At 72.5% G+C, this 23,455-nt stretch carries 18 protein-coding genes; 7 read left to right on the forward strand and 11 right to left on the reverse strand.

The window, feature by feature from the left end; genetic code table 11:
* Positions 1 to 3 precede the first annotated feature (3 nt).
* Positions 4 to 756: a YqjF family protein gene (locus ACZ6JE_RS06525; protein ID WP_192058191.1), complete on the reverse strand. Its 753-nt coding sequence runs from the start codon at positions 754 to 756 to the stop codon at positions 4 to 6.
* 67 nt (positions 757 to 823) lie between these two features.
* Here ACZ6JE_RS06525 and ACZ6JE_RS06530 point away from each other — a divergent pair, with 67 nt between their 5' ends.
* Complete coding sequence (locus tag ACZ6JE_RS06530) at positions 824 to 1,393, forward strand: hypothetical protein (RefSeq protein WP_464318498.1); 570 nt, start codon at positions 824 to 826, stop codon at positions 1,391 to 1,393.
* Here the strand turns inward: ACZ6JE_RS06530 and ACZ6JE_RS06535 are convergent.
* The 5 genes from ACZ6JE_RS06535 to ACZ6JE_RS06555 all read right to left on the reverse strand — a co-directional run bounded on the left by ACZ6JE_RS06535 (position 1,390) and on the right by ACZ6JE_RS06555 (position 7,539).
* Positions 1,390 to 2,691, reverse strand: coding sequence for a hypothetical protein (locus tag ACZ6JE_RS06535; RefSeq protein ID WP_243214241.1), 1,302 nt, complete (start codon positions 2,689 to 2,691; stop codon positions 1,390 to 1,392). The two genes, ACZ6JE_RS06530 and ACZ6JE_RS06535, sit on opposite strands and share 4 nt — an antisense overlap.
* The gene (locus ACZ6JE_RS06540; RefSeq protein WP_464318499.1) at positions 2,688 to 4,052 is read right to left on the reverse strand and encodes a glycosyltransferase family 2 protein; all 1,365 of its coding nucleotides are present in this window, start codon (positions 4,050 to 4,052) and stop codon (positions 2,688 to 2,690) included. The genes ACZ6JE_RS06535 and ACZ6JE_RS06540 overlap by 4 nt, the downstream gene beginning before the upstream one ends.
* The gene (locus ACZ6JE_RS06545) at positions 4,049 to 5,059 is read right to left on the reverse strand and encodes a glycosyltransferase family 2 protein (protein ID WP_464318500.1); all 1,011 of its coding nucleotides are present in this window, start codon (positions 5,057 to 5,059) and stop codon (positions 4,049 to 4,051) included. Before ACZ6JE_RS06545 ends, ACZ6JE_RS06540 begins: the two co-directional genes overlap by 4 nt.
* Positions 5,056 to 5,946, reverse strand: coding sequence for a glycosyltransferase family 2 protein (locus ACZ6JE_RS06550; RefSeq protein WP_192058198.1), 891 nt, complete (start codon positions 5,944 to 5,946; stop codon positions 5,056 to 5,058). Before ACZ6JE_RS06550 ends, ACZ6JE_RS06545 begins: the two co-directional genes overlap by 4 nt.
* Positions 5,947 to 6,750: 804 nt before the next feature.
* A complete protein-coding gene (locus ACZ6JE_RS06555; protein ID WP_192058200.1) occupies positions 6,751 to 7,539 on the reverse strand; it encodes an SDR family oxidoreductase in 789 nt (262 codons plus the stop codon).
* A gap of 189 nt (positions 7,540 to 7,728) precedes the next feature.
* Between ACZ6JE_RS06555 and ACZ6JE_RS06560 the strand changes: the two genes are divergently transcribed.
* The 5 genes from ACZ6JE_RS06560 to ACZ6JE_RS06580 all read left to right on the forward strand — a co-directional run bounded on the left by ACZ6JE_RS06560 (position 7,729) and on the right by ACZ6JE_RS06580 (position 13,607).
* Positions 7,729 to 9,060 (forward strand): bifunctional o-acetylhomoserine/o-acetylserine sulfhydrylase, encoded by a 1,332-nt coding sequence (locus ACZ6JE_RS06560; protein ID WP_192058202.1) that lies wholly within the window; start codon positions 7,729 to 7,731, stop codon positions 9,058 to 9,060.
* A 72-nt stretch (positions 9,061 to 9,132) separates the two neighbouring features.
* A complete protein-coding gene (metX, locus tag ACZ6JE_RS06565; RefSeq protein ID WP_243214247.1) occupies positions 9,133 to 10,341 on the forward strand; it encodes a homoserine O-acetyltransferase MetX in 1,209 nt (402 codons plus the stop codon).
* A gap of 99 nt (positions 10,342 to 10,440) precedes the next feature.
* Positions 10,441 to 11,598 (forward strand): sensor histidine kinase, encoded by a 1,158-nt coding sequence (locus tag ACZ6JE_RS06570; protein WP_243214248.1) that lies wholly within the window; start codon positions 10,441 to 10,443, stop codon positions 11,596 to 11,598.
* Complete coding sequence (locus ACZ6JE_RS06575; RefSeq protein WP_243214250.1) at positions 11,595 to 12,845, forward strand: hypothetical protein; 1,251 nt, start codon at positions 11,595 to 11,597, stop codon at positions 12,843 to 12,845. Before ACZ6JE_RS06570 ends, ACZ6JE_RS06575 begins: the two co-directional genes overlap by 4 nt.
* An 87-nt stretch (positions 12,846 to 12,932) precedes the next feature.
* Positions 12,933 to 13,607 carry a response regulator gene (locus ACZ6JE_RS06580; protein WP_464318548.1) on the forward strand — a complete coding sequence of 225 codons (675 nt, stop codon included), beginning with the start codon at positions 12,933 to 12,935 and terminating at the stop codon, positions 13,605 to 13,607.
* Positions 13,608 to 13,658: 51 nt separating this feature from the next.
* Here ACZ6JE_RS06580 and ACZ6JE_RS06585 read toward each other — a convergent pair whose 3' ends face one another.
* From ACZ6JE_RS06585 to ACZ6JE_RS06595, 3 genes are all read right to left on the reverse strand, one after another.
* Positions 13,659 to 14,945, reverse strand: a complete 1,287-nt coding sequence (locus tag ACZ6JE_RS06585; protein ID WP_464318501.1) for an MFS transporter — start codon at positions 14,943 to 14,945, stop codon at positions 13,659 to 13,661.
* A gap of 198 nt (positions 14,946 to 15,143) precedes the next feature.
* Positions 15,144 to 15,542, reverse strand: a complete 399-nt coding sequence (locus tag ACZ6JE_RS06590) for a hypothetical protein (protein WP_464318502.1) — start codon at positions 15,540 to 15,542, stop codon at positions 15,144 to 15,146.
* Between the two features lie 90 nt (positions 15,543 to 15,632).
* Positions 15,633 to 20,987 carry a DUF6531 domain-containing protein gene (locus ACZ6JE_RS06595; RefSeq protein WP_464318503.1) on the reverse strand — a complete coding sequence of 1,785 codons (5,355 nt, stop codon included), beginning with the start codon at positions 20,985 to 20,987 and terminating at the stop codon, positions 15,633 to 15,635.
* Between the two features lie 179 nt (positions 20,988 to 21,166).
* Between ACZ6JE_RS06595 and ACZ6JE_RS06600 the strand changes: the two genes are divergently transcribed.
* Entirely contained in the window at positions 21,167 to 21,757 is a 591-nt protein-coding gene (locus ACZ6JE_RS06600; RefSeq protein ID WP_464318504.1) for a hypothetical protein, read from the forward strand.
* Positions 21,758 to 21,787: 30 nt separating this feature from the next.
* Here ACZ6JE_RS06600 and ACZ6JE_RS06605 read toward each other — a convergent pair whose 3' ends face one another.
* On the reverse strand, positions 21,788 to 22,114 hold the full coding sequence (locus ACZ6JE_RS06605) for a thiamine-binding protein (protein ID WP_243214255.1): 327 nt from the start codon (positions 22,112 to 22,114) through the stop codon (positions 21,788 to 21,790).
* A complete protein-coding gene (locus tag ACZ6JE_RS06610; protein ID WP_464318505.1) occupies positions 22,111 to 23,409 on the reverse strand; it encodes a glycosyltransferase 87 family protein in 1,299 nt (432 codons plus the stop codon). Before ACZ6JE_RS06610 ends, ACZ6JE_RS06605 begins: the two co-directional genes overlap by 4 nt.
* Positions 23,410 to 23,455: the final 46 nt, after the last annotated feature.

Genomic DNA, 23,455 nt, shown 5'->3' on the forward strand with positions numbered 1-23,455 from the left:
GGGTCAGGGCCCGACCCAGCGACCCCCGGGAGGCGCGAAGACGGTGTCGACGCCGTCCGACCAGAGCAGCGAGTCGGGCTCCCGATCGGCGACCCCGGGCAGACCGGAGTCGGCGACCAGCTCGTCGTCGAGGTCGACCAGCTCGGCCCGCCGCAGCGGCCACGCGCCGTGCTCGTTCGGCCAGAACCGGGTCGTCCCGCCCCGCTCGACGTGCATGCCCCAGCGCGCCGTGAGGAAGTCGGCCAGGGGGTCGCCGACGACGACCTCGTCGGTCGGACGGACGTGGAGGCGCGTGGCCGGTCGCGGGCCGGGTCCGTGCCTGCGCGAGGCGTACTCGACGACTCCCCCGCGCCTCCTGCGGGTCATCGAGGCCCAGCGGTACGGCAGCCCCAGGCCCGCGTTCGCGGCGAGCACCGGCAGCAGGCGCTCCGCCTCGAGCGTGCGGAAGACGACACCGCGCCGCCCCTGCTCGTCGACCGAGTAGAGCCGCACGTTGGTCTCGAGGAACGTCCCCAGCACCGGCACCGGCGGAAAGGGCCCGAAGGCGCTCCGCGACAGCTCGAACGGGATCAGACCGACCCAGGTCGACCCGTCGAAGACGTCGGGCCGCGTGCCGTGCGGCAGCAGCGGGGCGACCCGGTCGGGCTCGACCCTCCAGTGCGCGAAGGCGAGCCCGCCCCAGTGCTGCCGGATGAACGGCCGACGGGAGAGCTCGGGGGCGACGTCGGAGACGGGATCGGGGTCGCGGGCGGTCATCGCCTCACCCTACGTGCGGAGGGCCGCGTGGGTAGGGTCGGAGGGGACCCGAGAGGATCCGTCACCGGTGCTCCCCGACCTGCCAGGCCTTCCCGTCCGCCGAGCGGACCCGACCCCGCTCGAGCGCGCCGTCGACGACGGGTTCCTGATCGTCCGCGCCGCCGCGGTCGTGGCCGTCGCGAACACCGTCATCGTCAGGGCGCTGCAGGAGCATCTGCCGTTCGACGACGACGTCGCGACGACGGCGGCCCGCGACGAGCTGGCGCGGCTCGAGGCCGAGCAGCGAGAGGGCGTCGCGCGGCTGAAGACGCTCCGACGGCGGACGCACCGGTCGTACGGCCGGTCACGGCACCAGTTCGACTACCGGGTCGACGACATCGACGCGCTGCGCCTCCGCGAGGCCACCCACAAGGAGCTGGCGGCGCGCATCGCCGAGAGCGCCGCCGACGACGACTTCGTGGCGTCGCTCGTGGCGGCCGCGAGGGCCCGGGCCTGGGACGACGTCGGCAGCACGGTCGTCGACCGCCTCGGCTGGGCCGCCTCGCCTCTGCCCGACTACGACGAGGGGCGCGACGAGCGCATCCGCACGCTCGTCGACGAGGACATCGCCGCGCTGCTCCGCCCCGAGGGCGACTAGCGGGAGACGACCCCGTCGAGCAGACCCACCGGGTCGTCGACGAACGCCTGCACCGCGCGGCGCACGGCGTCGCGGTCGAACGAGGTGTCGTTGTACGACACCGCCACGTGCAGCCGTCCGTCGAGCACGACGAGCTGCACGGCGACCGTCTCGGGCGCGATGGGGTGCACGGCCGACGCGGTGTCGACGACCCGCCCGTCACGCACCCACGGGAGGGACTGCAGCGAGCGGTTGACCCCGAGGTTGCTCACGACGACCCTGGCCCTCGCCCTGGCCGGTGTGGCTCCGGGCGCACGGCGACGCGCCGGGCGCAGCGCCTCCTTGACGGCACCGGCCATCAGCGCGGCGAGAGGCCGCCCCGACGCCGCTGTCTGCGCCAGGCTCTGGTCGACCGCGACGAGATCGTCGCCGCCCGTCACGGGGATCCCCGTGACGAAGCTGCCCGTGGCCTCGACCCCGGTGGGCAGGTACCCGCGGACGTCGTAGACCATCTCGCTGTCCGGCCCGAGACGCAGCCCCTCGGCGGCGAGGGCGGCCCGCAGCGCGACGATGACGCCCGCGCCGAAGGCCACCGGCTCGTCGCGCCGACGCAGCCAGGCGTGCAGCCCCTTGAACGTCTCGCGGGTCCCGTTCGCCACGACGACGGCGGTCGAGCCGGTCCAGCCGATCAGCGGGCGTTCGACGGGCACCCGCTGCGGCACGACGGGGGTCTCGACGCGGCGCACCCGCAGGAGCGTCGCGACGCGGGCGGGGTGCTTGGCGAAGGTCTCGACGAACGCCGACCAGAGCGGTCTCCGGGCGTTCTCGGCCGTCAGCCACGCCGGGATGTCCCCACCCGTCGCGACCTCGATCAGGGCGAGGGGCAGGCGGGTCGTGAAGCGCGCGTCGACGACGCCGTGGTCGAGGATCATCAGGAGGCGGTCGCCGGCCAGCAGGATGCGCACGGGCGGCCCGGGCTCGAGCCGGCCGATCAGCCGCTCGAGCGCGTCGCCCGCGTCTCCGCTCGCGAACTCGGGCGCTTCGACGACCATCAGGTCGCATCGTTCACGGAGCGACTCGAGGCCGAAGCCCCAGGTGCGGTCGTCGAGCGCGACGAGTCCGAGCCGGGCGTCGGGGCCGACGGCGGCGATGCGCCAGAGGGCGTCGGCGATCGCGTCGCGCGACGGCAGCGTCATCGGGCCGAAGACCGAGACGATGTATCCGCCGGCTCCGAGTCGGTCGACGGCCGAGATGGGCACGCGCACGTCGGCGACCGAGGCCGGCACGGAGCCCCCTGCGCCGTTCGTCACGGCGGTCATGCGGACCGCCGTGCGACCGAGGGGTCGGCGCCGGTCGTGCGTCGCGGCCCGGTGCCCGCGCTGCGACGGCCCATCAGCCCGGCTCCACGACGCCGCTGACGCAGGTACAGGATCGGCCCCAGCGCGACGGAGAGCAGCTCCTGCCGGGCGGTGCGGGCGATCTCGCGGGTCAGGTCGGCGTCGACCGGAGCCGAGGAGGCGCGCGAAGGTCCGTCGACGTCGGCGGGCGCCCCCTCGACACGGCGCTTCGCGGCCAGCACCCGGATCGCCCCGGGGGCGCGGCGGAGCGCGAGCCGCAGGGTCACGGGGTCGAGGGCGATCTTCGTCAGCCAGGCGCCGAGCCCGGTGCCGTATCCCCTCGCCTGCACGCGCAGGGCCCCGAGGTCGGAGCGGTGCCGGTGCCAGACGAGCGCCGACGGCTCGACGACGAGGGCGTGCCCGGCGAGCAGCACGCGGGTGAAGACGTCGAGGTCCTCTCCTCCGCCTGTCGGCGTGCCGACGCCGAACGCGGTGTCGAAGCCGCCGAGCAGCAGGGCGACCGGGCGACGGAGGGCGAAGTTGGCGCCGGTGCCGAACGCGCCGACCGAGAACGGGAACAGCGGCAGGTCGACCGGCGGCTCGTCGAGACGGAAGACGCGCGTGGTGGTGTTCTGCGACCACGACACCCGGTCGTCGAAGAAGCGCTGGACGGGCGTGCGCAGTTCGCCGCTCGGCACGAGCCCGGACACGCAGGCGACGTCCTCGCCCTGGGCGAAGCCCGACGCGAGGCCGTGCAGCCACTGCGCATCGACGATCACGTCGTCGTCGGTGAAGGCGACGATCTCGCCCGTGGCGGCCGCGAGACCCGCGTTGCGCGCGCTCGACAGGCCCGCGACGGGCTCCGCCGTGTAGCGCACGCGCGGGTCGTCGAACTCGGTGCGGACGAGGTCTCGGGTCTCCGTGGTCGCGGCGGCGTTGTCGACGACCACCACGTCGAACTCGGGGTAGTCCAGTTCGAGCACGCTGCGCAGGGCGCCGCGGAGATGACCCGGACGGTCGCGGGTGCACAGCACGACCGTGACCGAGGGCAGGTGGATCGGCTCGACGGGCACGACGACCGTCGCCAGCGCGGCCACCTCGGAGCGGAGCAGCTCGAGCGGGATCCGCCCGTCGACCACGGGGACCTCGACGAAGCCCAGCACGGCGCGACCTCGACGGACGAGCAGCCGGGCGGCCCGATGCCCCTCGGAGGCCGCCAGCACGACGTCGCCGACACCGGGGCGGGTCAGCTCGTCGACGTCGACCTCGCCGACCCAGAGCGCACCGCCCCAGGAGGGCGCGGCGGAGCCGGCCATCGGCCGGACGAGCTGGAGATCGGTCACGGGGCGCCGTCCGTCGGTCCGACGGCCGCCGGACGGGCCGATCCGCGAGCGGGGAGGACCTGGCCGGCCGAGGGATCGACGGGAGCCAGGGAGGCGCGGCGCAGGCTGCCGAGGGCGTAGCCGGCGACGGTGGCGACGACCGCGGTGACGAGCGCGGCCAGACGACCCGCGCCTCCTCGGCCGACCGAGCGGAGCTCGCGCAGCGCGGCGCGCGGGATGTCGCGACGCAGGTAGGCGGACTCGCTCGAGAGCGAGTCGGACGCGCCCAGCTGACGGCTGAGCGCCGCCTTCGACACCCCCTCGTAGAAGGAGCGGCGACGGAGGTACGCCCAGGTCACGCGACCGGCGGTCACGTGGTGACGCACGTCGGCCCGCGGTTCGAGGACGATGCGCGCCGACGGGTCGGCCTGCCGGATCCGGATGCAGAGATCGGTCTCCTCTCCCCCGAGGGGGATGGTGCCGACGCGCCCGGTGTCGAGGTTGAAGCCGCCGACCGACAGGACGGCGTCGCGGCGGAAGGCCATCGAGCAGCCGATGACGTTCCGCACGTCCGAGAGCCGGGTCGGCAGACCGCGGTGGCTGCAGCCGACGATCCAGAGCAGCTCGGCCGGGTAGAGCGTGTTGCCGCCCTCGGGCCAGACGGGCGTCGCGTGCCCGCCGACCCCGGCCACGCGGGGGTCGGCGAACGGGCCGAGCAGGTGCGTCAGCCACGCGGGGTCGGCCGAGGCGTCGTCGTCGAGGAACGCGACGATGTCGCCCGAGGCCAGGGCCACCCCCGTGTTGCGGGCGCCGGAGAGCCCCTGCCGGGACTCGTTGGCGGCCACGACGACGTCACTCCACCGATCGCGCGATCGGGCGAGCAGGCCGTCGTTGTGATCGACGACCAGCAGCACCTCGGGCGCCTCGGGGAGCCCGCGGACGGACTCCACCGAGGCGACCAGGTCGTCCCATCGGTCTTCGGTGTAGGCGCAGACGATGACGGAGACCGTCGTCGGCTGCTGGGTCACGCGACGTCCTGGCGGGCTCCGAGTCGAGCGTCCAGACGGGCGCCGTCGACGACGGCGAAGACGGGCGCCGGCTCGTTCGTGGCCTCGGCCGACGTGAGGGCGGCCTCGCGGATCGACCGACGGAGACGCGCGGCCGCCGAGGGGCGACGACGACGCTCCTCCAGGATGACGCGCAGCACGCGGAATCCGTCGGAGATCGCGTTGAGGTTGCTGACGCCGTGGATGCGGAGCTTCTCGACGCTCGGGACCTCGACGATGTCGTAGCCGAGGGCGGCGATGCGGCAGTTGAGGATGGTCTCGATCTCGAAGCCGTCGCCGTTGTGCATCTGACCGTCGGCGCGCGGTGCGAGGTCGGCCGGCAGCAGGTCGAGGCTCGGGACGATGCGGGCCCAGAAGGCGTTGTAGCCGTAGCAGAGGTCGGTGTACTTGGTGCCGAGCAGCAGGTTGGTCAGGGCGTTGAGGCCCCAGTTGCCGAGCGCACGGAAGCGCGTGATGTCCTCGCTGCCGCCGCCGTGGACGAAGCGGCTGCCCTTGGCGACGTCGGCGCCCGAGGTGAGCGCCTCGACGAAGCGGGGGATCTCGGCCGGGTCGGCCGAGCCGTCGGCGTCGAACATGACGATGATGTCGCCGGTCGCGGACTCGAAGCCGCAGGCCAGCGCGTTGCCCTTGCCCTTGCGGGTCTGACGGACGACCTTGATGTCGGGCATGACGCGCTGGGCCGTGGCGATGGTGTCGTCGACCGAGTTGCCGTCGACGAGGATCACCTCGTGCACGAGCGGGAGCATCGGCAGGACGATCTCGAGGTTGCGGGCCTCGTTCCGTGCCGGGACGACGATGGAGATACGGGGAGCGGCGCCGTTTTCGGGCGTGGGGAACACCTGGTTCATGGGGTCCTTGCAGGGGTAAGCGAACTGGCAAAGGGGTGTTGCGAGAGGAGCTCTGCACGGGCGGAGTTTCGGGTTCACGCCAGGAGAGCTGGGCTCGGTCGATCAGTTTCGGGCTGAACGACGTCGCCGTCGGGTGAGACCAAACCTACGCTCGATCCGAGGCAGCGCAAGTACCCGGGATCGCGTCGTGTCGCCCGTCGGCCTCCGTCGGTCGTGCCCGGGCCGCCGCCTCACCCGGACGGCGCTCGTCGCACCCTCGAACGACGGCCCGTCCGCCCGCTGTCCCCCGCTCGGGCGGTCGGCGACGAGAGCCGACGCCCCTGGCCCGGGTGTCGTGGGTACAGTCGAGGGCACGCCGAGGCGCCGTCGCACGACGGCACATCGGACCGATGCTCGGAGGAGCCCCATGGCGCGGAAAGTCGACGAAGACAGCACGCTCTGCGTCTGCGGGCACGCCCGCGAGGCGCACGAGCACTACCGCCGCGGCAGCGACTGCGCCCTGTGCGGCGCGGCCGAGTGCCATCGCTTCCGCGCCGATCGTCGACCCGGCCGGGGCACATCGGGGGGACACGGCTTGTCCCCCGAAACCGACTGAGTGGTACTCAGTTCGAGATGAGCGGACCCGCCTGACCGGGCACGGGAGCCGCTCGCGTGCCCCCCGTCCGGGGGTCGCCGAGCCCCCTCCGGGGGCGGTCGGGACCCGGCTGCGAACGCCTCGAAACTGCTCGGGAGACCGACGGGTGATCCGTCGTATCGTCCGCGAATCACCCGTCTCGACCACCCTCGACGACCGCCGTCGGCGTGTCACCGTGTCTGCAGCGGGCCCTTCACGACCTTGTGCGGGGCGGCCTGGGCCACCGGCTTCAGCGTGACGAGGTCGAGGTTGACGTGCGCCGGCAGCTCCACCGAGTGCACGATCGCCTCGGCGACGTCGTCGGCGACGAGCGGCCCCTCGACGTCGGTGTAGACGGCGTCGGCCCGGCCCTGATCGCCGCCGAACCGATTGACCGAGAACTCCTCGGTGTGCACCATGCCCGGTGCGATCTCGATCACGCGGATCGGCTCTCCGGCGAGCTCGAGGCGCAGCACCGCCACCAGGGCGTGCTCGGCGAACTTCGAGGCGTTGTAGCCGCCGCCGTTCTCGTAGGCGACGTGACCGGCGATCGAGGTCACGGTCACGATGTCGGCGCCGCCCCCGGCGCCGCCCGCCCGCTCGGCGTCGGCGCCCCGGCGGAGGGCCGGCAGCAGCGCCGAGACCATCCGCTTCGTCCCGAGCACGTTCACGTCGAACATCCGCTGCCAGTCGTCGATCGATCCCGACTCGACGCTGTCGAGCCCGAAGGCGCCCCCGGCGTTGTTGACCAGCGCGTGGAGCGGACCGGTCGACTCGACGTGCTCGCGCAGCGCTGCCACGTCGGCGTCCACGGTGACATCCGCTCTGAACGCGGTCGCCCCGGTCTCGGCGGCGAGGTCGAGGAGGCGCTCCTCGCGTCGGGCGACGGCGATCACGTCCCAGCCGCGTCGCCGGAACAGCCGCACCGTCGCCGCACCGATCCCCGAACTGGCCCCCGTCACCACGACACGCTTCGTCATCCACTGCTCCTCGTCGTCGGGTCGGCCGCGGCCGACGCTCCGCCGGTCGACCCGGCATCCGTCGACGCTAGCGCGCCGGGTTACGTCGCGTGTCCGCCCGCGTGGACAGCCCCAGCGCGCCCTGCGTAGCGTTGCAGCACCGCAGTCCGGCCGATCGGCCGCCGCAGACCCCGACCGCAGGAGCACAGCATGAGCGACGACACGTCCACCTGGAAGTTCGAGACGCAGCAGATCCACGCGGGGGCGCAGCCCGACCCGACGACGCACGCCCGCGCCACCCCCATCTACAAGACGACGTCGTACGTCTTCCGCGACGCCCAGCACGCACAGGACCTCTTCGCCCTCGCCGAGAACGGCAACATCTACTCGCGCATCATGAACCCCACGCACGACGTGGTCGAGCAGCGCATCGCGGCGCTCGAGGGCGGCACGGGCGCGCTGCTCGTCGCCTCGGGTCAGGCCGCGTCGACCTTCGCCGTGCTGAACATCGCGCAGGCGGGCGACCACATCGTCTCGTCGTCGTCGATCTACGGCGGCACCTACAACCTCTTCAAGTACACGCTCGCGAAGCTCGGCATCGAGACGACGTTCGTCGAGAACCAGGACGACCCCGACGAGTGGCGCCGCGCCGTCCGCCCGAACACGAAGCTGTTCTTCGCCGAGACGATCGGCAACCCGAAGATCAACATCCTCGACATCGAGACGGTGTCGGGCGTCGCCCACGCCGAGGGCGTCCCGCTGATCGTCGACAACACCATCGCGACCCCCTACCTGATCCGCCCCCTCGAGCACGGCGCCGACATCGTCGTGCACTCGGCGACGAAGTTCCTCGGCGGGCACGGCACCGTCATCGGCGGCTTCATCGTCGACGGCGGCGCGTTCGCGTGGTCGGAGAACGCCGAGAGGTTCCCCGGGCTGACGCAGCCCGACCCGTCGTACCACGGCGCCGTCTACACGCAGGCCGTCGGCGACCCCCTCGCGTACATCATCAAGGCGCGGGTGCAGCTGCTGCGCGACCTGGGCGCCTCGAACAGCCCCGACACGGCGTTCTCGCTCATCCAGGGCATCGAGACCCTCAGCCTCCGCATCGAGCGCCACGTGCAGAACGCACAGGAGATCGCGGAGTGGCTCGACTCCCGCTCCGACGTCGCGGCCGTCTACTACGCCGGCCTGCCGACGAGCCCGTGGTACGCCGCGGCCAACAAGTACGCCCCCCGCGGCGTCGGGGCCGTGCTCTCGTTCGAGCTCAAGGGCGGCGTCGACGCCGGCCGCGCGCTCGTCGACGGGCTGAGCCTCTTCAGTCACCTGGCGAACATCGGCGACGTCCGCAGTCTCGTCATCCACCCCGCCTCGACGACCCACTCGCAGCTGACCCCCGAGCAGCAGCTGACCACGGGCGTCACCCCGGGTCTCGTGCGACTCTCGGTCGGACTCGAGAACATCGACGACCTCAAGGCCGACCTCGAGGCGGGCTTCGCCGCGGCCCGGGCAGTCACCCGCGAGTCGCTCCGCAGCAGCTGACCCGGACCCTGCAGGAGGCGCGGTGCGGTAACAATCGCACCGCGCCTCCTCGGGTCCACCAGGATGGGATCGATGGACTGGCAGAGCACACCCGAGGACACCGTCCCGTCGAGCGTCGTCAGCGAGCGGACCCGCCTGGCGATGCTGGGGCGGCCGCCGGTCACCGGCGCGTGGCGCGACGGCGACGACCCCGGCGACCGGCGCTTCGTCACCCTCGGCGATCTCGGGCTCGAGAGCGGCTCGGTGCTCCCCCGCCCCCGGATCGCCTACGAGACCTGGGGCGAGCTCGACGCCGACCGCGGCAACGCGATCCTGCTGCTGCACGCCCTCACCGGCGACAGCCACGTGCGCGGTGCCGCCGGTCCGGGGCATCCGACCGCGGGCTGGTGGAACGGCGTGGTCGGCCCCGGTCTCGCGATCGACACCGACCGCTGGCACGTCGTCGCCCCGAACATGCTCGGGGGCTGCCAGGGCAGCACCGGGCCGTCGTCGTTCGCACCCGACGCGGTCGAGTGGGGTTCGAGGTTCCCGCATCTGACCATCCGCGACCAGGTCGAGGCGCAGGCGGCGTTCGCCGACCGTCTCGGGATCGGACGCTGGGCGGCCGTCGTCGGCGGCTCGATGGGCGGCATGCACGCCCTCGAATGGGGCGTGTCGCACCCCGACCGGGTCGATCGGCTGGCGGTGCTCGCCGCCCCGCCGGTCGTCAGCGCCGACCAGATCGCGCTCAACACGGTGCAGTACGAGGCGATCCGCATGGACGCCGCGTGGCACGACGGCGACTTCTACGACGCGCCAGACGGCGAGGGGCCCTACCGGGGTCTCGCCCTCGCTCGGCGCATGGCCCTGCTCAACTACCGCTCACCCGACGAGCTCAACGCCCGGTTCGGCCGCAGCTGGCAGAGCGAGATCTCGCCCCTCGGCGGCCCGGGCCGGTTCCAGGTCGAGAGCTACCTCGACTTCCACGGCAACAAGTTCACGCGCCGGTTCGACGCCGGCAGCTACGCGGGCCTGCTGGGCGCCATGAACTCGCACGACGTCGGCCGAGGTCGGGGCGGGGTCGCCGCCGCCCTCGACCGCGTCACCGCCCGCACGCTCGTGCTCGGGATCGACAGCGACAGGCTGTTCCCGGTGTCCGACCAGCGCATCATCGCCCGCCATCTCGCGAACGGCATCGACGGGCACGAGCCCGCGGTCATCGTGAGCGAGTTCGGCCACGACGGGTTCCTCATCGAGAACGAGGCCGTCGGCGGTCACCTGAGACGACTGCTCGTCGACTGAACGGCGCGTACGCCCCCCGGCGGGGGGTCCTGTGTGGAAGCATGGGGTCTGCTGTCAACCGACAGGATGAACGACACCCGATGCACACCTGGGATCCGCATGGACATCTTCGCGCAGGAGCGAGACCGGTTGCTCGGCAGCACCGCCCGGGCCCTCGGCATCCCGTGCGCGGTCGTCTCGCTGGTCGCCCTGGCCATCCCCGGCGTCACCGAGCCCCTCCACCTCGCCGCGATCGTGCCGCTCGCCGCTCTCCTGATCGCGTCCCTCTGGATGGTCGGCCGGTCGGCGGCCCCGCGCTGGGTGCTGATCGGGCTCGTCTCCGGCATCGCCGTGAGCCTCGTCGCCCTGCTGCCGTCGGGCGACCCGACCGACCCCGCCCTCGCGACCGCCGTCATCCCGCTCGTCGGCGGGGCGACGGCGTCGTTCTGCGTCGTCCTCTCGTCGAGCCGGGTCCGCGTCGCGGTCGCCGCCGTGGCCTTCGTCGTCGCCGTCGCACTGGTGGCCTCGGCCACCGGATCCTTCCTCACGTACCCGGTCGCGGCGGTCGTGCTCGGCTGGGTGCTCGTCTTCGTGACCGGCGTCTGGCTGGGCCGCAGCGTGCCGCTCGCCGCGCGGCGGATCTACAGCATCGGCAACGCGCACCGTGCCGAGCGTCAGGCCAGCGAGACCGAGGCGCAGCGCAGACAGGGGGCGCGACTGCTGCACGACACGGTGCTGGCGACGCTGACGCTGCTGGCGCACTCGGGGGTCGGGGTGACGCCCCAGGCGCTGCAGGCCCAGGCCGCCGAAGACGCGCGGCTGCTGAGGCACCTCCGACTCGGCGGCACGCCGCAGCCGCAGGCGTCGGGCGAGTACTCGCTCGAGACCGTCGAGGAGGACCCTCTGGGTCAGACCCTCGAGTCGGTCAAGCAGCGCTTCGGCCGCATGGGCCTCGAGGTCAGCTGGCACGGCACGGGTCAGGTGCTGCTGCCGAGCCACGTGCTCGACGCGTTCCTGCTCGCCCTCGCCGAGTGCCTCGAGAACGTCCGCCGGCACGCCGGCGTGACGGAGGCGCACGTCACGATCATCCACGACGAGAGCATGGTCCGGGCCATGGTCACCGACGCCGGCGTCGGCTTCGACCTCGCCGGGGTCAGCGAGGAGCGACTCGGCTTCAAGGAGTCCGTCGTCGGGCGCCTGCGCGAGGTCGGCGGCAGCGCCCGCCTGTTCTCGTCGCCCGGCGCGGGCACCACCGTCGTCCTGGAGGCCCCGCGATGAACGTCGACGAGAACACCCTCGGCGTCACCCGCGGGCGTCGCGCTGCCCGTGGACTGCCGATCGGCTCGACCGGGGCCCGCTCGCTGCGTCAGGCCCGGGCCGCGGGGGCGACCCTCGGCACGGGCCATCTCGGCATCGGCGCCGCCGTCCTCGCCGGTCTGCAGGCCGTCTACGGCCTCATCTTCTTCTTCAGCCACCTCGACGACTACCCGTCGGTGGCCCCCGTCCTCACCGCATGGCTCCTCTACATCGCGGTCTTCGTCGTCACGACCGCGCTCGTCACCATCCGCGGCCAACGACTGACGGGTCGCCTGTTCGCCGCCATCGCCGTGGTGCTCGCCCTGGTCGTCGCGCTCGACTTCGTGGCCATCGCCCCGCTGCGTGACGTCGGCGCCTACGCGACGGTCAGCGTCGCCGTCGGCTTCGGCCTCCTCCCGATCGTCACGCTGCGACCCGCCCGCGAGATCGTCGTCGCCACGACCCTGCTCTTCGCCGCCTTCGTCGCGATGACCCTCGCGACGACCCCGATCACCGCCGACACCGGGCCACAGCAGATCGCCATGATCTCGCTCGCCGTGCTGCCGAGCGCCGTCGCGACGCTCGTGCTGCAGAGGTTCCGCCGCATGGTGCAGGTCGAGCTCGATCGCGTGCTGGTGCAGAGCAACGTCTCGCAGCCGCGCTTCGCGGTCGGCATGCTCGCGAGCGACGAGCTCGCCCGACTCGACCTCGCCGCCGAGAAGCTGCTCGACGGCGTGGCGGGCGGCGACGTGCCGTTGCCGCTGGCCCCCAAGGTCGCGTCGCAGGCCGCGTCGCTCGCGACCGAGCTGCGCCTGCACCTCATCGAGGGTCGGCGCGAGACCTGGCTGCACCACGCCGTCACCGAGTCCGAGTACCTGGGCCGATCGGTCACGCTCGCCGACCCGTCGTCCCTCGCGGGCCTCCTCGCTCCGCCGCAGCGCGACGGTCTGCTGCAGGCCGTCTGGCTGCTGCTCGGCGACTCGAAGAGCCGCACCCCCGGCACGACGATCACGCTGACCCTCGGGCCCGTCACCGCGACCGCGCATTCGCTCGCCGGGCGCAGCGTCGAGATCCCCGTGGTGGTCGCCACGACCGGCATCCGCCGGAACCGGGTCACCCCGGCCACCTGGAGCGCACTCGAGCGCGTGGGCGAGTACACCGTCTCGACCCACGAGCAGAGCGTGCGGCTGCAGGTCTCGTGCCTGGTCGACAACCCGGCCGAACTGTGATCGGCGTGGCCGCTCCGCGTCGCCGGCACCGCTCCTCCCCCGGCATCTAGCATGATGGTCAAGCTCCCCAGAAAGAAGGACCCCGTGATGAACACCGACGATCGCATCCGCCTGGCCCTGGTCGACGACCACAAGATGCTGCTCGGAGCGCTCAGCGAGTGGATCCGCGGGGCGGCGGGCGACATCTCCGTCGTCGCCGCCGTGGCCTCGTGGCCCGAGCTGCTGACGCACCCCGAGTTCCCCGTCGACGTCGTCCTGCTCGACCTCGATCTGAAAGACAGCATCCCGATCTCGCTCAAGATCAACACGCTCAAGACCACCGGTGTCAAGACCGTGCTGATGAGCACGTACTCCGAGCCGAACGTCGTGCGCGAGGCACTCGCCGCGGGCGCGCTCGGCTACCTCGTGAAGAGCGAGGACGCCGAGATGATCGTCGAGGCCATCCGCTCGGCGTCGCAGGGCGAGTCGTACATCTCGGCCGAGCTCGACCTGGCCCTGAACGCGGCCGAGGTCGGGGGCGTGCCGAAGCTCAGCGCTCAAGAGCGTCGCGTCATGGCCCTCTACGGCGGCGGCGAGCCGGTCAAGGCCGTGGCGTACCAGCTCGGCATCAGCGAAGAGACGGCGAAGAGCTACCTCAAGCGGATCCGCGAGAAGTACCGCGTCGCCGGCTACGACGTGGGCACCAAGGTGGCGCTCCGCAAGCGGGCCATCCAAGACGGCATCCTGCTGCAGACCGATCTGCCGACGCAGACCAGCTTCTAGCGTCCCCCTGCCGGAGGCGCGGGTCGGCTCTCGCGCCGCCCCGCGCCTCCGTCAGTTCTGCACGATGAAGATCGAGCCGCTATCGGTGTCCTCCTTGTGGTCCGCCTCGGCGGCCGCCGCGCAGAGCGCCGCCTGACGGGCGTCGCCGCTCTTCTGCAGGCGGAAGCTCACGACCGTGAGCACGACGCCGGCGAGGGCCAGGGCGACTCCGACCCAGCCCGGGGCGGCGAAGCCGAAGCCCGCGGCGATGACGGCCCCGCCGAGGTAGGCGCCGGCGCTGTTGCCGAGGTTCATCGACGAGTGATTCAGGGCGGCGCCGATCACCTGGCTCTCGCCGGCGACCTCCATGAGGCGCGACTGCACCGACGGGCCGATCATCGAGCTGACGAGCCCGAGCAGGAACGTCGTCGCGAAGATGCCGACGATGCCGTCGACGAGCAGCGCGTAGGCGACGAGGGCGGCGATGAGCCCGACGAACCCGACGGTCAGGGCCGCCTTGAGGTTCTTGTCGGCGGCCCATCCGCCGATGACGTTGCCGATGGTCATGCCGACCCCGACGCCGACGAGCACCCACGGCACGACGCCCTCGTCGACGCCCGCACCCTCGGTGACGGCGTTGGCGATGTAGCTGTAGACCGCGAAGAACCCGCCGAAGCCGATCGCGCCGATACCCATCACGAGCCAGACCTGGGGTTTGCGGAACGCGCTGAGCTCGCGCCTCATCGAGGCGGACGAGTCGCCCTCGAGGTGCGGCACGGCGAGGGCGACCGCGACGAAGGTGAGTGCGAAGATCGCGGCGACCGCGAGGTAGGCGACGCGCCAGCCCTGCGCCTGGCCGAGGGCGGTGATCGTGGGGACGCCGATCACGTTGGCGATCGTCAGCCCGCTGAGGACGAGCGCGACGCCCTTGCCGCGGTTGCCGGGCCCCATGATGGTCGCGGCGACGATCGAGGCGATGCCGAAGTAGGCGCCGTGCGGCAGACCGGCGAAGAACCGGGCGCCGAGCACCCAGCCGAACGAGGGCAGCACGGCCGAGAGCACGGTGCCGAGCACGAACAGCCCGAGCAGGCCCATCAGCAGCTTCTTCTTCGGCAGATGCGACGACATCGCGGCGATGGTGGGTGCCCCGACGACGACGCCGAGCGCGTAGGCGCTGACCAGCCAGCCGGCGCGGGCGATGCCCTCGTCGGACGACTGCGCGTACAGCCCCGGCAGCAGATCCTGCGCGATGTTGGGCAGCAGCCCCATGGCCACGAACTCGGTCGAGCCGATGCCGAAGCCGCCGAGGGCCAGGGCGATCAGGGCGAACGTCTTGCGATGGGTGGAGAGGGTGTTCACGGGCGGCTGCCTTCGCTGGGGTGGGAGGTGTCGGGCGGCGGTGGCCCGGGGCTCTCCGTCGAACGGGCCGGGTGGGGCGTCGGAGGCGACCCGCGCCTCCGGCCGGTCGGGGCGTCACCGAATCGATTCGATGAGCGCGAGACCACCGACGAGCTTACGACCTCAGGAGGCGCGGTGACAGCCCCGAGGGCGCCGTCGTCACGCAGCGGGGCGGAAGTCGTAGATGGGCGGCTCCTGCCTGAAGAATCCGAGCAGGCCCTCGATCCGCAGCGAGCCGGCGCCGACCGAGAACACGTAGGTCTCGCCCTCGGTCAGCTCGGCCGCCTTGGCGTCGACGTTCTCGGGAGTGACCCCGTCGCGGATGTCGAGGACGCCGCAGGAGTCGGTCTGCACCCTCACGAGCGCGGAGGCACCGCCGATCCCGGTCCGGCTCGAGCTCCGCCCCGACAGGGCGTCCACCGAGTCGACCCTGCAGGTGAGTTCTTCTCGGTGAGAGGAGTCGTACGACTCGAGGACATGAGGTCCGACGCCGAACGTACCGACGAGCACCACGAAAACTGCGAGCCCGCCGACCAGGATGAGCCGCGCGCGACGCACCGAACGCTTTCTCGGTGGTGCTGCCGCGGAACGGTGCGAATTCGACATGGTCATTCATCTCTCTCGTCAGACGGCTCGTGATGCGGCCGGTCAGTGTCGCGGAAGGCTCGGTCCCTCGGCTCCCGAGAAGAAGCCGTTCGAGAACGCCTGCCCGGCAGTCGTCTCGGGGTCGGGATCCAGCGCGTACTGCGCGAGCCCCGACGTCCCGCCCACCAAGCCATCTTGGCCCATGTCGAGCAGCCCTTCGCCCGCCGCGTTCCACCGCGGGCTCAGCGACGGCAGGGCTTCGGACAGGATGTTCGTCGACGAAGGAGCGGGGATCATGCTCGAGATCCCGCTCGTGGCCGACCCGGCGACGAAGCCGTTCACTCCCTGGCCGACGTAGCCCGCGAACGAGTGGTCCTGCTTCGGGTCCAGGCCGTAGTCGAGCACGTTGCTCGTGGCCCCCTCGACACCGGCGGCGACGGCGCCCTGGCCGGCCCGACCCACGGCGGCCGTCGCGACGCGCTGGCCGATCGGAGACGCGATCCGCTGGACGACCGGCGCCACGGCCTGGGTCACCGCCGGAGCGGCCTTCGACGCCGCGATCGCAGCGGCTCCGCCGGCGGCACCCGCGGCGCCTCCGATCAGCATCTGCAGACCGACCTGCTTGTAGTCGACGTTCCCGCTGTCCGGGCCCTGCTGGATGATGCTGAACCCGCCCGCCATGAGGGCACCGCCTGCAGCCAGCGCGAGGATGTTGACACCGGGCACGAACATCAGGGCGATGCTCCCCGCGATCATGGCTCCGGCGAGGATCGCCTCCTTGTGCGACTTGACCTCGTCCCAGGCATCGACGAGCAACCCCTGGTTCGCATCGTTGTAGGCCTTGAGGTCGGCGTCGGTGGCGGGCTTGAGGCCCAGCGGGTCGAGCGCCTGCAGCGGGTCGTTGCCGGCGTACGAGTAGGGGTTGGCCGCCCATCCTGCGCCGAGCGTCGCCACGATCGGGTCCGTCGACAGGAAGCCCCGTGCCGAGGGGTCGTAGACGCGGGCGCCGAGCCAGTCGAGGCCGCCGATCGTGAGACCGCCGCCTGCCGTGAGGCCGATGCCGTCGGGCAGTCCGAGACCCGAACCGGGACTCGACACGGCGGCCAGCGCCTCCCACGGGTCGTCGACGTCCGTGGCGCGCGCCGCGCGCCACCCGCTGGACAGGACCGCGTCGTCGATCGCCGTGACCCCGCCGGGGAGTGCGAGCACGGGTGCTGGCCCGAGGCAGGCCAGCGCCGGCACGGCTGCGGCGGAGTCCCACCAGATCGACGTTCCTCCTGCCTCGGCGAGCTCACCCAGGCCGTCGACCCAGACGTCGATCCGTCCGATCTCCGCGCCGTCGCGGTCGCGGTCGACGATGCCGCCGAGACGCCCGAGGTCCGACCAGGCGTACTGCCGCGTCGTGCCGTCCGGCTCGGTGCGGCGGATCCGCCGCCCGAGGCCGTCGTGCACGTACTCCACACGGACGCCGAGCGTCTCGGTGGCGACCAGCTGGGCTGCCGCGTCGTACTCCCGTCGGGTCTCGACCCCGTCGGCGGTCTCGACGACGAGCCGGCCGGCCACGTCGTACCGCCAGGTGCGCCCGGCGCCTCCCCTCGCCTGCGCGCCCACGAGCTGCGCGGCGTCGTCGTAGCGGTACTCGACCCGACCGCCGCCCTGCTCCACCGCCGAGATGCGCCCATCCGCGTCGTGCTCGACGCGGGTCCGGTCGACTCCGCTCGCCCGGGTCGCGGTGTGCTCCACCACGACGCCGCCCTCGTACGACCACGTCTGCACGAGGTCGCTCGCGATCGATTCGACGACGCGGCCCGCCCGGTCGTACGAGACGCCGCCGAGGTGCGCACCGTCGAGCGCCACCCCCACGACCCGACCGTTCGCATCACGTCGATACTCCGTCCGCGAACCCGTGGGGCCGGTACGGGTGACGACGGCGCCGTCGGCGTCGCGCTCCCATGTCATGGACTCGGCACCCCGCGATCGACGGACGAGCAGTCCACGTCGGTCGTGCCGCAGCTCGTGCTCGATCGAACGCCCCTCACCCCTGCTGTGATCGCTCACGACGACCGCTCGATCGAAGGGGTCGCGGGAGATCTCGAGCACCACCGCGCCGTCGACGCTCACGCTGCTCTGCCGGCCCGCGCGGTCGTACCCGTTCTCGAGGAGGTGCCCGTCGGGGTCCGTCCGTGCCACGAGACGCCCCGCGGCGTCGTACGAGTACCTCGTCGTCCGTCCGAGAGGGTCGGTCACGGCCGCCACGCGATCCGCGGCATCGTAGGCCCGCCGGGTCACGCCGCCGACCGGGTCGGTGATCGTCACGGGGCGACCGCGCTCGTCGTAGTCGTACGAGGTCACGCCGCCGAGGCCGTTCACGACGGCGATCAGCTGCCCCGCGTCGTCGTATCGGAAGCTCCTCCGTCCGAACCTGAGGTCGTGGCTGCCGACGAGACGACCCACGGAGTCCCAGCGGTACCGTGCCGTCCCGGCGCCCGGGATCGTGCGACTCACGAGACGACCCACGGGGTCGTACTCGAATCGCTCCACCTCGCCCGTCGGCGACGTGCGCGTGGACACGCGCGAGTCGGCGTCGTACGAGAGGCTGGTCCGCGCGCCGGAGGCGTCGGTCGCGACGGCGGCCCGTCCGCAGGCGTCGTACTCGTACGTCGATCGCGCCCCGGTCGCCGTCGTGACGGCGACGACCCGGCCGGCCGGATCGCGTTCGAGACGCGTGAGTCCGCCTTCCCCGTCGACGAGCTCGACGGGACGACCGCAGGCGTCGTAGGTGACGAGCTCGTGCCCGCGTTCGTCGGAGGTCATCTCGACGGGCCGCCCGAACTCGTCCGTCCGCACGGTCGTCGTCGTGAAGGCGTCTCGGAGGGACGAGAGTCCGGTCGTCTCGTCGCGTTCCGCCAGGCGCCGCACACCCGTCGGGTCCGTGATCGACCGGAGGTCCCCGGTGACCCCGTACTCGCGATCCCAGCGCGCGCCCGTCGGATCCGTGACGACCCGCAGGCGGGAGAGGGCGTCGTGCTCGAAGGCCCAGGCGGCTCCGTCGGGCAGCTCGAGGCGCGAGACGTCGCCTTGATCGTCCATCGTGCGGGTGGTCGTGCGCCCGAGAGGATCGGTCTCCGAGACCAGATCGCCGGCCGGACCGTAGCCGTACCGCGTCACCGCACCACGGGGATCGACGACCGCCTCGAGTCGACCCGCCGGGCCGCGCTCGAAGCGCCACAGCGCGCCGTCGGGGTCGCGCCGCGAGACGAGCTCATCCGAGCCGTCGTAGCGGTACTCGGTCCGAGCTCCGGACGGGGTCGTGGAGGCCACCACGTGACCCGTGGCGTCGCGTTCCAGACGCACGACGCCGCCGTCGGCGTTGCGAGCCGCGACGATGTCCCCGAAGCGGTCGTGCTCGAGTTCGAGCGGCACGCCCGTCGCGTCGACGACGCGGACGAGGCGGCCGTCCCGCCACGTCGACTCGGATCGCCCGCCGGCGGGGTCGATGATCGCCGAGGGGTTCCGGTCGTCGCCGTCGTACTCGAAGGCGACGACCCCGCCCGACTCGGTCACGACGGTCGTCACGCGATCGAGGTCGTCGTAGCCGTAGGTGATGTCGGCTCCCGCCGGAGTCACCGTGCGCGTCCGACGACCGCGGTCGTCGTAGGCGTGCACGGTGATCGCCCCGTCGCGCTGCGTGGCGGAGACGAGGTTCCCGTGGGCGTCGTAGCTCATCGACTGCCGCCGGTCGTCGCTGTCGACGACGCCGACGAGACGGCCCTTGGCGTCCGCCAGCCAGGTGTTCGACCGGCTGCCGTCCTCGTCGGAGACGACCGTCACCCGACCGGGGAGGTAGGCGAAGCGGACCCGGCGGCCATGGGGGCTGACCTGCAGCACGACGCGTCCGTGCTCGTCGTACGTGTTGTCGACCTCGATCACGCCCGCCGCGCTGGTGACCGTCGAGACGAGCCCCTCGTCGTTCCAGCCGTATCGGCGGGTCCCCCCTGGCGTGGTGACGCCGACGAGCCTCCGGCCCTGGTCGTACTCGTACTCGACCCGCCGGCCGTCCGATCCGCGCACGACGACGACTCGGCCGTCGAGGTGCTCGATCTCGATCGAGCGCCCCCGCTCGTGGACGAGCCGGGTGACCACGTCGCCGTCGTACTCGACCCGGACGGCCGTGCCGCGCCTCCCTCGCTGCCCGACCCAGCGACCCGACGGCGTGAAGTCGACGCGCACGCCCTCGTTGTCGCTGACGACGAGGAGGCCGTCCTCTTCGGTCAGCCAGCGGTTCTCGCCGATGCCGCGGCCCCAGCCGGTGTCCTGACGGGGGAACCGGATCTGGCGTCCGTCCGCGCCGACGAACGACGCTCCCTCGTCGTCGATCAGCAGCCTCGTCTCGAGCACCGACGACCAGCCGGGGCCGAAGAGACCGACGCGGTCGTCGAGCGAGTTGTACATGCGCGTCATGGCGAGCGACGCCGAGGCTCCCCCGAAGCCCAGGTCGTGCTCCGGTTCGAGGAAGTTGCCGGTGGTCGTGTTGACGGGGTCCATCGTGAAGCCCGTGGTCGGCTGCTCGCCGAAGGCCCGTGGCGGATCGATCGTCAGGGCGGTCCGGTCGGCCGAGACCCCCGCCGCCTGGAGGGCGGCGGCGAGCGCCGAGTCGGACACGGTCGAGACGTCGCCCTCTCCTCCGGCGGCCGCGAACGCGTCGGCCACGGTGTTGGCCCACGCGACGTCCTGGCCGTTGGCCTCGAGCCACTTCTCGAATCCCGTGACGAGTCCGCTCGCCTCGATCTCGCCCCACTTGCACCGCGACGCGAAGTCCGCGAGCTTGCCCCGCAGCGCGGCCGGCCGGCCCGTCAGCTCGGTGTCGAGCTGCGACGAGCCCGTGGCGAACGACCGGAGGTTCTCGGGTCGTGCCGACGAGGCGCCTCCGGCAGCGCCGCCCCCTGCAGCGCCGCCTCCAGATGCGGGCAGGGGCGTCTCCCGGGAACCGGTGGCGACGGTGGACGCCGGGAAGGTCGGCTCCTTCTCGGCCGGTTCGGTCGGCATGTCCTCTCCGCCGACGATGCCGTCCCACCACTTCTCGATGTCCGACCGGTTCTCCTGACGCTCCGTCCACTCGCGGGCGCGCTTGCGACGGGCGTTCTCCTTCTGCGCCGACTCCTTCATCGTGCCGACCCAGCTCGCGATGTCGCGGAGCGCGGCGACGATCTTGTCGCCGTCCGCCTTCGCGGTGTCCTGGTTCGCGCCGAAGATCTCCGAGAAGCGCCCGAGGAAGTCCTGCTCGGCCGTGGTCCGATACGACCGGCGCGAAGCCACCTGCCCCTCGATCGCCTCGGCCGATGCGTTGGCCTCGGTGACGAGAGCGTCCGCTGTCGCGTCGTCGAACGTCACTTCTTCGTTGCCGGTCGGATTCGCCACGATTCTCGTTCCCCCTGGTGATACGTCGTCTCGACGCCGTGTCCAACGAACGACTCGTCACGGATCCCGGCGTCCGCCCCCGCGCAAGACGCGCCCCCGGGGCTCGAACATGCCAACTGTACGGGCAGAGGCGCCTTCTGTCGCGATCCTCTCCACAGAGTGGTCGGTATCATCGCCGGATGATCGACTGGACCGTCCTCGGGCTCGTGGTGACCGCCGTCTCGGTCCTGGCCGCCGTGGGCGTGCCGCTCGCCGCCTCACTCCTCAGCCGGTCGCGTCGAGCGGCGGCACCAGACTCCCCCCCGCTGTTCACCACGCACCCCCCGCGCCTCGTGTCGGTCATGTTCGCCGTCGTCGGTCTGGCCTCGTTCTTCTTCGGTCTCGTGCTGGCGCTGCAGGTCCCCTTCACCGACGAGCCCGACGTCGCCGAGGGCTCGGCCATCGCCGGGGCACTGTGCGCCCTCGGGGCCATGGAGGTCCTCCTCTGGCGCGGCATCCGGCGCACGCGCCTCGACGTCCACGACGAAGGGCTCCTCGTGCAGTCCTGGTTCCGTCCGGCACGCTGGGTCCTGGTGAGCGACATCGCGTCGTACCGCCCTCTGCTCAGCCCGGGCGCCATCGACGGGTCGGGCATCGACGCCCGCGACGCCCGCCGCAAGCGCCTCTTCATCGCCAACCGGCGCGACGAGAACTACCGGAAGCTGCTCGACCACCTCGAGCGGCACACGCCCGAGGCGCTGGCCGACTTCCGAGGCCGTCCCCCGCGCTGACGCGTCACGGGGCCGACTGCGAGGCGTCGCTCAGGCCTCGAGGGCCCGCTCGAGGCGCTCGACCTTGCCGTCGAGCTCGCCGGTCCGCCCGGGGCGGATGTCGGCCTTGAGCACCAGCGAGACCCGACTGCCGAACGCGCCCACCGCCTCCGCGGCCTCCTTGACGACGGCCATGACCTCGTCCCAGTCGCCCTCGATCTCGGTGAACATCGAGGAGGTGCGGTTCGGCAGCCCGGAGTCCCGCACGACCCGCACGGCGGCGGCCACCGCGGCGTGCACGGAGTCGCCGTGGGCGTCGGGGTCGAGGTCTCCGGCGGGGGCACCGCCGCTGGGCGAGAGCGAGAAGGCGACGATCATGCGCTCATCCTGTCAGCGGCCGGGCCGCGGCGCACTCCCCCGAGGCGCCACAGCATGACGCACGCGACGACGAGCAGGGCGATCTCGCCGAGGTTCCGCAGCGTGATGACGACGAGCATCCACGGCTCGACCCGCAGCAGGTCGTCATAGAACCACGGGTAGATCAGCTGGGTCAGGGCGGCGATGCCGACCGCCAGCCCCGCCGCGAGTCGGAACGACGGCCCGCCGGCCCGCGACGTCACGAGCCCCACGACGACGGGCACGGCCAACCACGACACGAACTGCGGCGAACCGACCTTGTTGGTCACGATCAGCGCCGTCGTCAGCGCGAGAGCGAGCGGACCGAGGAGGTGCGGCGCGGCGACCCCCGCCAGTCGCGCCCGCAGACCGAGCAGCACCACGGCGCCCACCACCAGAGCCATGACCAGCGTGGCGGCCCTGGCCGCGAGACCGACCCCGTCGCCCTGCACCTGGAAGGTGAGGATCTGCTGGTCGTAGTACACGCCCGTGCCGGCCACCCCCGCCGCGGCGCGCCACAGCCAGGGGGTGGCCGCGGGCGACTCGATCTGCAGCCCCCGGCCCGCCTGCTGACCGACGAAGCCGAGCACGGTGACGCCGCTGCCGAGCGCCAGAGAGACGGCGACCACCACGACCGTCGTCGCGGCCGCGGCGACGACGATCGCGATGCCGCGACGGGAGGCCAGCATGGCGGCGGCGACCAGGGCGGCCGGCCAGACCTTCACCCACGCGGCGATCGTCAGCACGACCGAGGCCGCCACGGGGCGCTCGGCCACCAGCAGCAGACCGATAAGGGCGAGGGCCACGGTGACGGCGTCGATGCGCCCGAAGGCGATCGGACCGAGCGCGACCACGAAGAGCAGCCACCACCAGGCGGCGGTCGTCGTCGCCCGCGTCGTCCGCGTCGCCCGGCGCAGCAGGACGGCGAAGGCGATCGCGTCGAGGGCGATCACGACCAGCAGCCACACGGTGGCGTAGTCGGTCGAGCCGCCGAGTCGCGCGACGAGCATCGGTACGGCCGCCAGCAGCGGGTACACCCAGGCGACGTCGATCCCGACCCGGTCGCCGCCCGAGACGAAGTCGTCCATCCACGACCGGTAGACGGTGCGGACGTCGCCGAGCGACTGGTCGGGGCCGGCCAGCGCGACCCAGGCGACCACGAGGTGCACGACCGCGAAGGCCGTCCAGAGGACCACCCGCCGCTGTGCCAGCGTCGAGACGATCCGCCCCGTCGTCGTCCGCGCGCCGGGGATCTCAGGAGGCGCGGCGACGGTCATCCGGTCAGGCTAGCCGCCGCGCGTCACACGACGCCGCACAGCTCGG

The sequence above is a fragment of the Frigoribacterium sp. AC759 genome, from assembly GCF_979256015.1.